This window comes from Peribacillus sp. GL_122, assembly GCF_057835005.1.
Window position 1 is genome coordinate 684,004 of the sequence record NZ_CM174415.1, and the last position, 16,082, is coordinate 700,085.

7 protein-coding genes are annotated in these 16,082 nt (G+C 38.1%); 5 read left to right on the forward strand and 2 right to left on the reverse strand.

Annotation, left to right across the window (positions count from 1 at the left end; all coding sequences use genetic code 11):
- Positions 1-15 precede the first annotated feature (15 nt).
- From AC3ISB_RS03280 to AC3ISB_RS03290, 3 genes are read left to right on the forward strand one after another with little or no spacing between them, the layout of a single operon-like run.
- Positions 16-7,701 (forward strand): amino acid adenylation domain-containing protein, encoded by a 7,686-nt coding sequence (locus tag AC3ISB_RS03280; RefSeq protein WP_489275549.1) that lies wholly within the window; start codon positions 16-18, stop codon positions 7,699-7,701.
- A complete protein-coding gene (locus AC3ISB_RS03285) occupies positions 7,698-10,601 on the forward strand; it encodes a non-ribosomal peptide synthetase (protein ID WP_489275551.1) in 2,904 nt (967 codons plus the stop codon). The genes AC3ISB_RS03280 and AC3ISB_RS03285 overlap by 4 nt, the downstream gene beginning before the upstream one ends.
- Before the next feature lie 19 nt (positions 10,602-10,620).
- Positions 10,621-11,352, forward strand: coding sequence for a thioesterase II family protein (locus AC3ISB_RS03290; RefSeq protein ID WP_480339865.1), 732 nt, complete (start codon positions 10,621-10,623; stop codon positions 11,350-11,352).
- A 644-nt stretch (positions 11,353-11,996) separates the two neighbouring features.
- Here the strand turns inward: AC3ISB_RS03290 and AC3ISB_RS03295 are convergent.
- Both AC3ISB_RS03295 and AC3ISB_RS03300 read right to left on the reverse strand, forming a co-directional pair.
- Positions 11,997-13,388 (reverse strand): hypothetical protein, encoded by a 1,392-nt coding sequence (locus AC3ISB_RS03295; protein ID WP_098370564.1) that lies wholly within the window; start codon positions 13,386-13,388, stop codon positions 11,997-11,999.
- 119 nt (positions 13,389-13,507) lie between these two features.
- Positions 13,508-13,693: a hypothetical protein gene (locus AC3ISB_RS03300; RefSeq protein WP_141992612.1), complete on the reverse strand. Its 186-nt coding sequence runs from the start codon at positions 13,691-13,693 to the stop codon at positions 13,508-13,510.
- A gap of 328 nt (positions 13,694-14,021) precedes the next feature.
- On the opposite strand from AC3ISB_RS03300, the gene AC3ISB_RS03305 reads away from it, so the two are divergent.
- Together AC3ISB_RS03305 and AC3ISB_RS03310 are read left to right on the forward strand one after the other, a co-directional pair.
- The gene (locus AC3ISB_RS03305; RefSeq protein WP_098370566.1) at positions 14,022-15,086 is read left to right on the forward strand and encodes a C45 family autoproteolytic acyltransferase/hydrolase; all 1,065 of its coding nucleotides are present in this window, start codon (positions 14,022-14,024) and stop codon (positions 15,084-15,086) included.
- A 119-nt stretch (positions 15,087-15,205) separates the two neighbouring features.
- The gene (locus tag AC3ISB_RS03310; RefSeq protein WP_179891018.1) at positions 15,206-15,970 is read left to right on the forward strand and encodes an IclR family transcriptional regulator; all 765 of its coding nucleotides are present in this window, start codon (positions 15,206-15,208) and stop codon (positions 15,968-15,970) included.
- The last annotated feature ends 112 nt before the right edge of the window (positions 15,971-16,082 follow it).

The window sequence follows — 16,082 nt, forward strand, 5'->3', positions numbered from 1 at the left end:
TCGGGAGGCGCAAAATTGGAGAAATCTATTCAGAATATCTACTCATTAACTCCGCTTCAAGAAGGAATCCTTTATGAACTGGAAATGAACAATACAGCAGAGAACCTTTACATTTCTCAAATGCGAATCAGGATAACGGGCGCTCTTGAAGTAAATGCATTATTCCAGGCGTGGAGTCAGGTTGTAGAACGTCATGAAGCATTAAGGATGAAGGTCATCTCTAAAAATATCGAAAACAATGTTCAGGTTGTATTCAATGCAATGGATTATCAACCAGAAATAATCGATATGACAGAATTGAGTAAACATGATCAATTAAATGAAATTCAGAGAGTGACATCCAAATCCCAGGAGATGGATGTGAATAACTCCAATTTGATGAAACTCCAGTTAGTGAAGATCGAAGAAAATCAGTATATCTTGATTTGGACTCATCACCATATAATTTTGGATGGCTGGAGTACCAGCATAGTCATCGATGAACTCTTTGTTATTTACAGCCGAATTGTAGGAAAAGACTCCAAACTGCTTATTGATAAGCCGAAGCAATATGGAGATTTTATCCGGTATATGAATAAAATCGATGCGGAAGATCTAAACCGTTTTTGGAAAGAGCTAGCAAAGGATATTGAGCAGCCGACAATCACATTCCCCGTTCTGAAGCATGTGAAGGAAAACCAGCAGGAGAATGATCTATTTTGGGAGCTGGATAAAAAACAGAGTGAGCTTTTAAGGGAATTTGCCGCTAAAAACCATGTAACGATTAATGTATTATTGCAGTTAATTTGGTCGATCGTCCTAAAGGAAATGTCCAATCAAAATAGAATAGTCTTTGGAATTGTAAGCTCTGGCAGGTCGAATAACTTATTCAAATCCGAAGAAATTGTTGGGCTGCTCATTAATACGATTCCGATGATAGCTGAAATGAACGATACAGATAGCATTACTGATTTACTGAAACGGTTCCAGGAAACATTAAACAATATGCTTGATTACTCTCAAATTTCTTTAGTGGATATTAAAAGGCATACGAAATTAAAGAAGGAAGATCCGATTTTCGAAACTTTATTTGTTTATGAAAATTATCCGGAAGCGAAAAGTGAAGGGTTTGATATTAACTGGGAAATCGAAGGAGGAAAAGAGACACATAGCTTTCCATTATCATTACAAGCCCAGGATAATAAAGAAACGATTAAATGCAAATTGTATTTTAATTCTTGCTTCATAGAGCGTTCACTAGTAAATGATATCCATTCAGCCTTCATGCAGATTGCCAATCAAATTACAAAAGTACAGCAAATTGACGAAATATATGTCGATGTTGATTTTTCAAAACTAAAAAATAATGTGTGTAAGAACCATCAAGCAACAAGTGACCATGCGATCACATCCACATCCGTTAATCAAGAACTTAAAGAAATATGGCAAGAGTTTTTCTTGAACAGTGAGATTAATGAGGATTCTGATTTCTTTCAATTGGGCGGGCATTCGATAACAGCCATGAAATTGGTATCTAAAATTAATAAAAGACTTGATGGGAATATGAAATTAGCCGATTTGTTTGAAAATCCTACATTGAAATTGCTAAGTCATAAGATCTTTCCGGAAGTGAATACGCCTCCGAAAGATGAAACGGAAGTAGTTTCATCTTTTGTGGAAAAGACATTTTTGGAAGTCTTATCAACAAGTCAAATCGATAAAGATGCTGATTTTTTTGAAGTGGGCGGACACTCGATTTTAGCCATGAAGTTATTGACGAAATTAAACAAAGAATACAATCAAATTCTAACCTTGAAAAATATTTTTCAAAATTCAACAATCGATTCGTTGACGGCCTTCATCATTAATGAAATTTCAGAACATGACATTGAGCACATTGAAGCGCAACAAAAAGGTCATGTTTTATCCAGTAACCAAGAGGCTTTGTGGTTCAACGAAAAACTCAATGGTAAGACAATCAATTATAATATCCCTCAGAAATATAAAATTACTGGTGCAGTGGATACTTCAATACTGGAAAAATCAGTAAATCATGTCGTTAATAGACATGAGATTTTAAGGACCACCGTCCGTGAAAATGCCGGGAAAGGCTACCAGGAGATCAAGGAAGATTTGTACATTAAAATAGATGAAATCGACCTCTCTGCGTTAAAGCCCGAACAGCAAACGATTCGTATGCTGCAAATTGAAGAAGATGTCCAATCGGAAATCTTTGAAATGGAAAAAGGTCCTCTCATGACAGTGAAACTGGTTAAATTGAGCGAAAAAGAGTCTGTTTTATTTGTGAATCTCCACCATTTCATATTTGACGGATGGTCAGTGAGTATATTTTTAGACGAATGGTTATCTTTTTATGACAGTGAAGTGAATGAAAAGGAACTTATCCTTGGAAACGACTTTAAACAATATAAGGATTTTGCCATTGAGCAGAAAAGCTGGCTAGAACATAACATTAAAGAAGAATCGCTATTTTGGAAAACAAACTTATCTGGGGAATTACCTAAATTGGAGCTTCCTTTAGATACGATACGTACAAAAGAAAATAGCACCGATGGCAGTAGTTTCATAGTGGAACTAACAAGTGAAGAGCTCCAAGGTTTAAAACGGATGTCCCTTGAAAAAAACTCGACATTATTCATGACACTGCTAACGATGTACCAGTCTTTTCTAGCAAAATATACAGGTCAAAACGATATCATCGTCGGAAGTCCTTTGGCGAATAGAATGATTGAAGGAACAGAAAAATCGATAGGTTATTTTGTCAATACACTGCCCTTTAGATTAAAGCTGGGACTTGAGGAAACATTCGAAGAGATTCTTGAAAGAAATACAAACCATATCATCGACATCTATGACCATCAGCAAATGACATTGGAGAAAATTGTTGAAGTCATTAATCCTGAAAGAAATTTAGCAAGCACTTCATTATTTCAAACCGTCTTCATTTTACAAAATAATGCCAAAGCTTCATTTGAAAGTGAATACATAAAGATAACGCCTGAAGTAATAAAATCAAAGGCAGCAAAATTCGATTTGAGTTTAGCTGCAGAAGAATATGAGGATAAGCTTTTATTCGCTTTTGAGTATAATTCAGGGATCTTCAATGAACAAACCATTCAATTATTAGCTGAAAATTTCTTAGAGTGGATTAGGAAAATTACCTATCAGCCTGAACGATCGATTGACAAGGTATCCGTCGTGAGTAAGAGGCAGGAAAAAGTATTATTGGAAGAATGGCAGGGAGAAACCATTCGTTTTGAGGGGATCAATGACACAATCCCAGAAGCCTTCCATAAAATTGTTGAGCGGTTTCCTGATAAGATAGCCATTGTTGATGGTCCGAGAACCATTACATATCGCGAATTGAATGATAAGAGCAATCGACTCTCACACTATTTACTAAGCAAAGGGATTTCTAAAGAAGAAAGAATAGGAATTTATATGAATCGATCAATTGATATGGTGACAGGGATGTTGGCAGTAATTAAAGCTGGTGCTGCGTATGTTCCATTGGATCCTCATTATCCTGATGAACGATTAAGCTACATGGTGAAGGATTCGTCCATTTCCTATTGCTTGAGTCACAAAGAACTCGGAAAGAATGGTTTGATTGACTCATCCAAAATAATATATTTTGAAGATATTGAAAAAGAATCGGATTTGTTATTGGAAACGAATCTTCACATTGCGGATCAGAGAGACTTAGCATATGTCATTTATACCTCGGGAACGACAGGCAGGCCAAAAGGAGTAATGTTAGAACATAGAGGAATCATTAACTTAGTTTATAACCAAAATGAAATGATGTGTTTGGATACATCAGCTAAAGTGCTGCAATTCGCTACGTTTAATTTTGATTCATCCGTCATAGAGATTTTCAGCACACTATTATTCGGTGCCGAGCTGCATATAAGTGTAGATAAAGAAAATCAATTTGACATGAGTAAACTTGTTGAACAAATTAAGCGTGAAGGAATTTCTCATATCATTTTACCGCCTGCTGTATTGAAAGAACTGCCAATCATTGAATTGAGCACGATTAAAGTGTTGGGATCTGCAGGTTCTGAATGTCCAGTTGAGCTCGTTTCAAAGTTTAAACATATATCGTTTTTCAATGGCTACGGGCCTACGGAATATTCGGTATGTACAAGTTTTAAAATGTTTCCCCCGAATGAGGATGTTACAGATGAATTCGTTGTTTCGATCGGGAAGCCTCTGACCAACACGGTCGTACTTGTGTTGGATGAAAACCGGAAACTAGTGCCGGCAGGGTCAGTTGGTGAACTTTACGTTGGAGGAATTGGGTTAGCAAGGGGATATTTGAATAATGAGAGTCTGACAAATGAAAGATTCATATCCAATCCATTCAACCCTGCCGAAAATGTATACAGAACTGGGGATTTAGTTAAGCATAACAAAGCTGGGGAATTAGTTTATATAGGCAGGGCGGACGATCAAGTGAAAATAAGGGGATACCGTGTTGAACTATCGGAGGTTAATGTTTCATTACGAAAAATAGCAGAAATCAAGGATAGTTATGTAACGGTAATGGAAGATGGATTTGAGAATAAAAGGCTAATTGCTTATTATACGGTGAATGATGAGGTTTCGATAGATTCAATCAGAAGACGATTGAAAGATACACTGCCTGCTTTCATGATTCCTGCTCATTTTATGCAACTGGATAAATTTCCTTTGACGCCGAATGGAAAAGTTGATCGGAAATCCCTGCCGAAATGGACGGAACAGTTGAATGAGAGGAAGGAAAAAGTGCTGGATGTGCAAGATTTGTCCAAAACTGAAACAGAGCTGCTGACAATCTGGAGAAATGTTTTAAACGATCCCACTATAGGACCGGAAGATAACTTTTTTGAATGTGGCGGTGATTCAATCATCAGTATTCAAATATGCTCTGCCGCAAAAGAAAAAGATTTATTTATAACTCCTAAAGATTTATTTGAATTTCAAACGGTCCGTGAGCTAGGGAATATTGTAAATGAGCTGGAGCAAAAACAAGTGGTTCAAGAAACGGTATCAGGTTATGTCCCGTTGACGCCTATTCAATCTTGGTTTTTTAATGAAAATCATGAGAATATCCATCATTGGAATCAGTCAGTCGTTTTGATGAAGGATAATACGTTGACGACTGAACAATATAAAAAAATCATCATGAAATTAATTGATCAGCACGACGTTTTAAGGACTTTATTTGAAAAACATGGTGATTCATATATTGGCAATATTTCAAATGCTGATACAGCTTGCAGTTTTCATGAGTATCATGTTTCAAGTATTAAAGATGAAAAAAGCTTGAAGGAAATTAATGAGCTAGAAGAAAACGCCCAACAAAGTTTAAATATACACAATGGCCCTTTGATGAAGTTCCTTCTATTCAGGGATCAAAGGGAGGTAAGGGTTTTTTGGGTGATTCATCACCTAGTGGTTGATGGTGTTTCGTGGAGGATACTTCTTGAACATTTCGAAAGGTGCTATCAACAGATAAAGAATGAACAAGAACCATCACTGCCTTTAAAAACGACTTCTTATAAACAATGGTCCGAGAAACTAAACGAATACAAGAACACTGACCTACCAGAAGAGGCCGTTCAATATTGGGAAAAGGAAATAAATGTTCCAGTATCTCCGCTGACGGAAGACTTAGGAGAAACGTGTGATTTTGAAAACATGAATAAAATACAAGTGAATGAGGCCCAAACTCAAAACCTCATTAAAAATACTTTAAGAAAACATAAAACGACGATTGATGAAGTTTTATTATCCGTTATCGCACATGCACTTTCCAATCGAATGGGAATCAATGAATTTTGGCTCGATTTGGAAGGACATGGAAGAGAGGGTATTGAGGATGATATTGATTTATCAAGGACGGTAGGGTGGTTCACCTCGATTTATCCAGTAAGGATTAAAGGAATGGCGACTTTGGGCTCAACCTTGAGAAATACAAAAAACATATTAAGAAATGTGCCAAACAAAGGGTTTGACTTTGGAATCCTGAAGTATATTTCCAATCGGAATCATAACTATCCAGATAGCCTTGTGAGTTACAACTATCTAGGTCAGTTTAATAACACTGGTGATATGGAACAAACCAATAGCAGCAATATCGATTTGAACTATAAATTTCCATATAAACTCAATTTTGTCGCCAGCATCGTAAACAATAGACTCATGCTGAATATTATTGGCGATAGCAGCAATGAAAACTTCCGAATGATATGTAAAGAAGTCGAAGTACACTTAAACAAAATTTTAAGTGGAAGTGCAGATTTGAATGACTCTATTGTCGAAACGGATTTTGAAGCTGAGAAAATAGTCGATGGAAGCACGATCACCCATTTCATTAATAAGTTTAATAACATTGAAGAGATTTACCCAGTGACATCACTTCAAGAAGGAATGTTATTCCATAGCGAAGTAACCCAAAGTCCTGAATATATTTCACAGCTATCCATTGATTTAGTAGGTGATCTGGACTTGGTTAAATTAGAAGAAGCCTGGAATGAAACCTGCAGAAAATACGACGTTCTAAGATCCGTTTTCAGGCGCAATCAATTGGGGGACCGTTATCAAATCATACTTAATGACATTTATTATGTGTTTAATCATGTGGATCTAACGATGTTTAGTGAAGACGAGTCAGAATCCAAACTAGAAAACCTTTTAGAGCATAGCAAAAACAGACAAACGGATTTAGAGAATGGCCCGCTCATGAACATCACTTTGATTCAGCTATCGGATCATCGCTATAAATTCATATGGACACATCATCATGCTTTAATAGATGGCTGGAGCCTGCAAATTGTCATTAATCATTTTTTGGATAATTACCCAAACCCACCCAATACGTCGAAAGACAGGGATGAACATAAGAATGCTTATAAACAAGTCATGAATCATGTCAGGAATATTAATAAACAGGAAGAAGCAGCTTTTTGGAATAAAGAATTGAGGGATTTCGAACAAGTAAAAGCACTAGTGAGTAATAAAACGGATAAGGTAGCTTTTACATCGGATAAAGTTATTGAATATAGCTTACCTGAAGAGCTTACCGAAAGATTAATAGAATTATCCAAGCGTCATAGAAAGACCATTAATACCGTTGTTCAAGGAGTTTGGAGCATCGTTCTATCCTACCTCAGTGAAAGCGACTCAGTATGCTATGGGGTGACAAGCTCAGGAAGGAACCTCAGCATTCCGCATATTGAATCAGCTGTAGGCTTATTGATCAATACTCTGCCATTCTCTTTGAAAATCGATTGGGATGATGATTTACAATCCTATCTAACTGCTATTCAAAACAAGCAATTACAAATGAGAGAGTATGAGTTCAGTTCACTTACGGATATAAAGAGATACGCTGAAATTCCATGGGATAAGGAATTATTCCAACATATATTTGTATTCGAAAATTATCCGAGCACAGAACTGGCAGAGGATTCGCAAATCATGATCGAAAATTCAGTTGGAAGTGAATCGACCAATTTTGATCTTACGTTCTCTGCGGCTGTAGTGCAATCCAAGCTGCACTATAAAATCATTTATAAAGAAAGTAAATTCGATGAAAATGAAATTTTACGTTTTATGGATTCCATGCAGGAAATATTCTTAAAACTAACAGAAGATGAAACAATACTATCTATTGGTAAATTAATAAATCACTTGAAAGTTGGGGCCCGATGATAAGTAAATCGATGACGACGAATAAATTGATGTCAATAACTGAAGCTTTTATAAAAATCGTGGAAGATAATCAGTCAAAAGCGGCACTTTGTGAAAATGACAGGCAAATTACTTTTAAAGAATTAGATATTCTTTCAGATAATCTTGCTAAAAGGATCATTGATTTGGGGATTCAAGAAGAAACAATGATCGGGATTCCAAGCAAAAGGTCCATTGAACTGATCATCGGGATGCTTGCGATAATAAAGTCAGGCTGTTGTTATGTTCCGATAGACGAAAAGTACCCATTAAAAAGATTGGAATATATGATTGCAGATACGGATATGAATTTCTTCTTATCGTTTAATGGCCAAGAAGGGAAGCTCCGTGAATTGGATATTGAACCAATTCCATTTGAGATTAATGAATTAAGCAAGGAAGGGCACATTCCCGTTAACCGTTCTTCGGAGAATGGTCTCGCGTATGTTATCTATACATCAGGAACGACTGGAAAGCCGAAAGGTGTGATGATAGAGCATAAGAGTGTAGTCAATTTAGTATTGAACTCTGAAATACTTGAAATAAACGAAAAAAATAGAGTGGCTCAATTTTCCAACCCGTGCTTTGACGCCGCAACTTTTGAGATATGGGGAGCTTTATTGAATGGCGCAACTTTATTCTTGATGTCGAATGAGTTCACTTCTTTTGATGATTGGAAAGAAGCGATATCCATTGGAAAGGTGGATGTAGCTTTTTTTACGACAGGTCTTTTCAATGCAATGGTTGATGAGGATCCATTAATTTTTGAGGGATTAAAGAAAATTGTGGTTGGCGGAGATAAAATCTCGGTTTCCCATGTGAGAAGATTGAAGCAAACAATCGGTCATTTTTCCTTGATTAATGGGTATGGACCAACTGAATGCACGACTTTTGCCATTTGCCATGAGGTCGAAGACAAAGATGCAGATGTTATTCCCATTGGAAAGCCATTGAGCAATGTAGAAATCAAGATTCTATCTGAAGAACAAGTAGAGGTAGAGGATGGGGAAATAGGCGAGATCTACATTGGCGGTCAAGGGGTCATGAGAGGCTATCTAAATCAGCCGCAATTAACGGAACAAGCTTTGCTCATGAATGATTTGAATCAGGCGAAGTGGTACAAAACAGGTGATCATGGCGTCCGGTTACACAATGGTGAAATTCTGTACAAAGGCCGAAAAGACAGTCAAGTGAAAATTCGCGGCTTTAGAATTGAACTGAATGAAATTCAGGAAAAGCTTGATAAATACATGAAGATTGAAAGTTCAGTAGTTGATGTTAAAAACATCAATGATGAGAATTATGTTATCGCTTATTACAAACATAAAGATGAAAAAGCGGAAAACGCTGAAAAGGATATTAAAGATTATCTGAGCAATGAATTGCCGAATTATATGATTCCCCATTTTTTTGTCAGGGTAGATGAGTTCCCGCTTAATGCCAACGGTAAAGTGGATAAAGACAAATTATTGGAAATGGATATCATGCAAAATAAAACTGCCTTAGCCAATCAAGAAACTGGAAAGAAAAAAGAAGTATTGGAGATTTGGAGAAATGTATTAGGAAATCCAAGTCTAGGATTGGACGACAACTTCTTTGAAAATGGAGGCCATTCCATTTTAGCTACAAAACTGGTCTATGTAATGAAGGAAACCGTACTTCCTGAGGCCACTTTACAAATATTATTGGGAAATAACACAGTCAATAAATTTGTTGAGGCACTTGAAGCCGAATCAGCTGGCAGCATGGAAGCAGTGATGGAGAAGGATTCCATGCTCGCTCCAGCGTTGATGGAGAAAATAAGGGAAATATCCACTAAACCAGTTGAAATTGAAAAAAATATGATGATTACAGGTGGAACAGGGTTTTTAGGGGCACATCTATTAAATAAATTGTTACTGGAATTGGAAGATGTCAAAATCTATTGTTTGGTTAGATTTCCTTCAAGAAATAGATTGAAAGATACCTTAATGAAATACGGTCTTTGGCAGGATGATTTCGTAAGTAGAATCGTTGTAATTGAAGGGGATCTTAGTAAACATCAATTTGGTTTGGATGATATGACATATGAGAAAATAAGCAATGATGTTTCTCATGTGTATCATGTCGGTGCCGAAACGAATTTCTTCGAGCCATATAGCAAATCAAAGATTTCGAATGTGAATGGTGTAGTGGAAATCATTAAGTTTGCTTCATCATACACTCGGAAAAACATTCATTATGCCTCAACGCTTTCTGTCTTGACCGGCGAAAGGAAATGGGACGAGGAAGACGAATTGGTTTACTCCCCCGATTTAATGATCGGGTACAGCCAGTCCAAATGGGTTGCCGAGAAATTGCTTCTTCAAGCAAGGGAACATGGACTGACAATCGATATTTTCCGATTAGGCAGGATTTCATCTAATTCAAACGGGGTTTGGAACGAGAAGGATATGTTGTACAAGGTTTTTGAATCATTTATTGAACAAAGGATATTGCCATTTAAAGAGGAAATTCATTTTGAATTGATGCCAGTCGACTTTGTAAGTGAGTTCATTTACAAAATATCAAGATTGAATGAGAATCAGAAGCTCGGGATCTATCATATGTTCAATGATCAGAGGGTTTCAAGTGAATTCGTGACCGCCTTTTTCGAAAAAAATGAAATACCTTACTCCAACATGGATTTGGAAGAATGGTTACAATCATTAAAAGAAAAGACACAATCTAACGAGATTCATTCATTAAGTGCTTTGTCCCAGTTAATTGATGAATCAACAAAATTAAAAGAGTCGGAAATCCTGCAATCCAAAACAAAGGAGGAAATGGAATTGCTATCAATGAAAATGCCGGAAATCGATTCAGGGTATGTTGAAAGCTTTATGAAGTTCATGCTGAAATAATCGATCATGGAGAAGGGGGATGGAAGGGCTGAAGAAGACACTTTTTTGTTTCCCTTATGCCGGGGGAAGTGCATCTTTTTATAGAGAATGGAAATTTGATGATGATGTGATAGAGGTAATCCCGCTGGAATACCCAGGACATGGCAGTAAATATAGTGAACCATTGTGTGACCATATGGCGGATTTGACGGATATATTAATGAAAGAAATGGAAACGAAGCATCAAATGGATACACTGGGAAGCATCTCTTTGTTTGGACATAGCATGGGTGCGATCGTAGCCTTTGAAATTGCAGCAAAATTAGAAGAGAGAAATGCTAAAAAAGTAGAGCATATATTCATTTCAAGTAAATCGTCTCCAAATTATAAAGTAGACCAAATCGATTGCTCTAATGCAAAACATTTAAAACGATCGCTTGAAAAAATCGGGGGAACGAACAAGGAACTCCTAGAAACCGAAGATTTCATGAATATATTCCTTCCGATAATCCAGTCGGACTTGAATGTTTTAGCCAACTATCACCATGAAAAAAAACGCGATAAAAAGGTGGGAAATAAAGCCGTTTTGCTATTGGGCTCGGATGATACCGTGACGAAGGAAAGTATCGAAAGCTGGAATGAATACATTGCACATATTGAAGGATTGCATATATTAAAGGGTGATCATTTCTATATAAAGCAAAACCAGTCTATCGTTTTAAAAATCATTCAAGAGTATTTACTCAATAGTCGTTGTGAAGTTCTGATTTAAGGTTGCGGACTGTCTTGAATACAACCGAAATTTGTTCCGCCAATTAGTTTCAGAAGTCAAAAAAAATTAATATAATGTGAGTTTGGAATTATCCGCTTGGATAAGCATGAAACCCGATCTTCATCTAAAAAGGACTGATTTATTCAGTCCTTTGATACTGTAGATAGACTCAATGAAAATCGAGTATATCTACAGTTTTTTATTGGTTTTAGAATTTGGACGTTGATTTCCACTCCAGGCACTCGCTTTCCGCGGGCGGTCCGGGAGCCTCCTCGGCTTGCGCCTGCGGGGTCTCCTCTAGACGCGCTATTCCCGCAGGAGTCTCGCACCTTCCATTCCAATCACCTTAACTGTAGACAAATTAAAAAAGTTCCAGTTGATTTCATAAATCCGCTACCTTTCCGCCGACTGTCTGCCAAGCCTCGTCAAAGTAAACGTCTGTGGGGACTCGGCTAGCCAGTTATTCGGCAGGAGTGTCGTAAATTTCTTCAATCACTCCATATAAAAAAGTAAAAAAACATGAAGGATGACCAAGTCATTTTCAGGGTTCGGGGTGAGACTAACCGAACCTCTTTTTAAATATGGGAATGGAAATTGAGAGGCCGTTCCGTGCTTCAGAGTCGACAAACGTCGATGCAGATCGATTAAATGAGAAACATCGCGACTATCGTAGTGACTGCCAAACCAATGGTTACCGGAAGCAGATTCCGGCGGGCAAGTTCAAAGGGACTGACGTTACATATTGCAGCGGCTGGTATCAATGCCCATGGAATCAGGGTACCTCCGCCAACCCAAATCGCGGTTATTTGCCCGAGTGCAGTCAAGGTGGCGGTTCCGCTTCCGATTGCCGTTCCAAATAGTTTGGCGACAGATCCGGCTAAAGAAATGCCTGAGAAGCCCGATCCATCCAAGCCAGTGATGGCACCGATTCCCGTTAATGTGACGGCGGCTATTTCTTTCGTTAAAGGAACGGAGGCCGCTAAGGCGGCACCGAGGTCATTGACGATGCCAAGTGATGTTTTTGGTAAGTAGTCACCGATGATCTGATTGAATCCGGAATCACCTAAATAGAAGAATGCGGCGATTGGAATCACAGGTCCGAATACTTTGAAGCCAAATTGAAAACCCTGAATCAAATAGGCCGTTGATTTTTCAAGTCCTTGCTGTTTATGTGCGACAAGGGATAAAATCAGCAAAATGAAAACGGCTGTACCGCCAACCAACGCCGTGGCATCTCCGCCTTGCAACTTCAAAACCGACAATGCCACAACATCCAACAGAAAGGCAATCGGAATGAAAACGGCAAAAAACTTCTTTTGTCCCAGTGTGAGCAGATCTTCACTAATTGTCTGATCTGTGATGATTCCCTCATTATCCGCAGCCTTGATTCTTCCAAGCTTCATATCCCGCTTTAAAAGGATAAAGGCGGAGATGGTGGTGACGACCCCCATTGTAATGACAAGGGGAATGCTCGCAGCGATGACATCACCGACTGGTATGGAAGCGGCATCCCCCGTTAGTTTAGGAGCAGCTTGAATGATGAAATCCCCTGATAATGCTATTCCGTGACCAAAAAGGTTCATCGCCATCGCCACGCCAAGAGCAGGTAAACCAGCCCGTAAGGCAACGGGAAGCAGAACAGCCCCAAGTAAGGCAACGGCAGGTGATGGCCAGAAGAACCAGGATATTATCATCATGACGATTCCAATTACCCAAAAGGCAAGTGTAGGATTCTTAATGAATTTCGCAAACGGTGCAATCATGACATCATTAATGCCGGACCTCGTTAAAACCGTGCTCATGGCAACGATGATTGAAATGATTAAAATCGTGGACATTAATTCCGTAATTGCGAAAATGAAGCTGTTGAATATCCCGCTTACGGATGAGGCTAAACTGCCTGTAGCCACTAAAGCCAAAAGGAAAATTCCAATTATGCAGATGAGGGTAGTATCACGACGTTTTACCATAAACCCGATTATCAATGCAATAAATACAACATAAATCCAATGGAGTGCCGTTAATTCCATCTCCATGATCCGTCCCCCTCATAAATGTGCCTAGTTACAGATTATGAGGGAGATATGGGGTGGTGAGTTGTTTCAAAAATTTTAAAGGCTTATCTTATTTTCAACTTATGATGTAAATATCGAGTTTAAGAAGCAGTAATTCCGAAGGAGGTTACCCATTCTTTAACCTTCTTCTGCAGTTCTGCTTTTAAATCACTAGCATCTCCTGTATCTTTCATTGCCTTTTTTGAATATTTGCTAGGAAACATATTCTTAACCGAATCTTTGTATTCAGACCCGTCTGATGGTTCTTTATCAAGGGATTTAAACACGTAGTAAAAAATCCTACTGGAAAGATTATAAATACGTATTATTCCAATACTGCATATGGTGTAGGTGCTCCTTATATAAAAGTTAAATATAAATAAGGTATGGTCAATTTTGTTTAATCTAATTTAAAGTCCAGAGATGGCCTTTAATTGAAAAGATTCTTTTGTAAGCTATAAACATGCCAAGCCAGTTAACGAACCGTAAACAACGGGGAGCAGAACAGGCCAAGTGAGTTGTTTCGTAAATTTTGAAGGTTTATCTTCTTTATTTTCAACAATACTTCAAGTATCCTTAATTTGAATAGCAACTACTGTAAATGAGGGATAAGCTGTGAAGCAAATATATAGTGATGTCATACAATTTCGGGGTACACATTATGAGTTTGGATACATGCAAGGGGAGAAATTAAAAGATTCACTAACGGTAAAAAATCGTGAAGATCAGTGGAAGATTAGGCAGCCGCGGTTTACGGTTGAGGAAGAAGAGGTCAAGAAAGCAATTACACAATTCGCCCCTGGAGTTTGGGAAGAATTACTGGGGTTGCAAGAAGCGTTGAAATGGCCAATTGACCGCGTGCTGCAAGAGTTCGGTGGATACCGTTTGGATTATGTTCGGTCGGGCTGCTCCATCATGACTGGCGATGATTATCTCATTCGCAATTATGATTACCACCCAAAGACCTATGAAGGACGCTATGTCTTATTCCAGCCAACCGATCAAGGGTATTCAAGCATCGGCCCGAGTCAGCGAGGGACTGGTCGAATGGATGGAATGAATGAAAAGGGTTTGGTGATAGGCTATAATTTCATGAATCGCAAGAACCCTGGTGATGGTTTCATTTGCTGCATGATTGGCAGACTGATTGTTGAATCTTGTGCGAACGTACAAGAAGCGGTCGCGATGTTGAAGGAAATCCCGCATCGTCATTCCTTCACTTACGTCGTCTATGATAAAAGCGGAAGTACCTATATCGTTGAAACCTCTCCGAGAAATGTAGAGGTGCGCACGTCAAATGCCTGTACCAATCACTTTGAAATCATGAAAAATGAGAACCGTAACCATCTTATCGATTCGAAACGCCGATTGGAGATCATCCAAGATCATGAAGGGAGACTTTCATCTGCCTACGATGCTTACAGGTTGTTTAATGATACCAATCAAGGTGTCTTCTCGGATTTATATAGCAGCTGGGCGGGAACGATTCATACTTCCGCTTATTTACCTAAGGAGATGAAAGCTTGGATTGCCTTGGGAGGGAACCAGGAGCCGACTTCAATAGATTTTTCGAAATGGCTTGAAGGGGAAAATGTTGAATTAGAACGAATCAAAGGTGTAATTGATACGGATATTCCCTTCGTGCATATGGATGAGGGAGCGAATTGGTTTCGGAATTGAACGTATTAAGGAAAGCCATCTTTGGTTAAATGATGTTGAAATTACCACTCGTAATATAAATGAAGCACATTTAAATGGCCAAGAATCAGTTGATGAATAATTGTAAAGGGGGGGCTTATATGGATGAAAATGAAGGCTTGAAAGGGTCAAGAACAGTTCAACGGTCAATTAATATAATGAACTGCTTTACTTTAGAAGAGTCAGAATTATCCTTAACGGAAATCTCGAAAAAGATAGATTTGGCAAAATCAACAACTTCCAGACTATTAGATACACTAGTACAAAATGGTCTTCTGCAAAAAAAATTCTCCAATTCAAAGTATCAGTTTGGCTATAAAATGTATCAGTTTGGTCGTATTGCGGAAAATACCATTTCATTTGAAATAACGGAACTTGCAAAACCATTCATGAAGAAGCTAAGAAATGAAATTGGAGAATCAGTGAGTCTATATATGCTTGAAAATAAGGAACGAAGGTGTATTGCACGATACGGCAGTAATCAATCAATCCGTCATGTAGTAAGCATTGGAGAGGCACTTCCATTGGAGAAAGGTTCGGGTGGGAAGGCATTATTGGCTTTTCAGTCTCCGGCGTTTGTTGAATCAATTCTAAAAAATTTAGATTCCGAAGCATTACGAATTAGTCTATCAGACGAATTGCCAATTATTCAAAAAGAATCTATTGCTATGAGTTTAGACGAAAGAGGGGCCGGAGTTAATTCAGTTGCATCACCTATTTTTGGGGTGGATCAAGAAGTGAATTTTTGTCTATGCGTATCTGGGCCAAGTACAAGATTTACGCAAGCTGTAATGGATTCAATAAAAAGTGAAGTGAAGATGAATGCTTTAAAAATTTCAGAATGTTTTAATGACCCAAAAGAATAGCCACATTGTGGACAAGATTTATTGACAGCGCCTTTTTTACTGGGCGCTGTTTTTTATTTTAATGATTAAAAGACAGAATTTTTTAATTTTTATCGTGACAGATAGAAGTGGC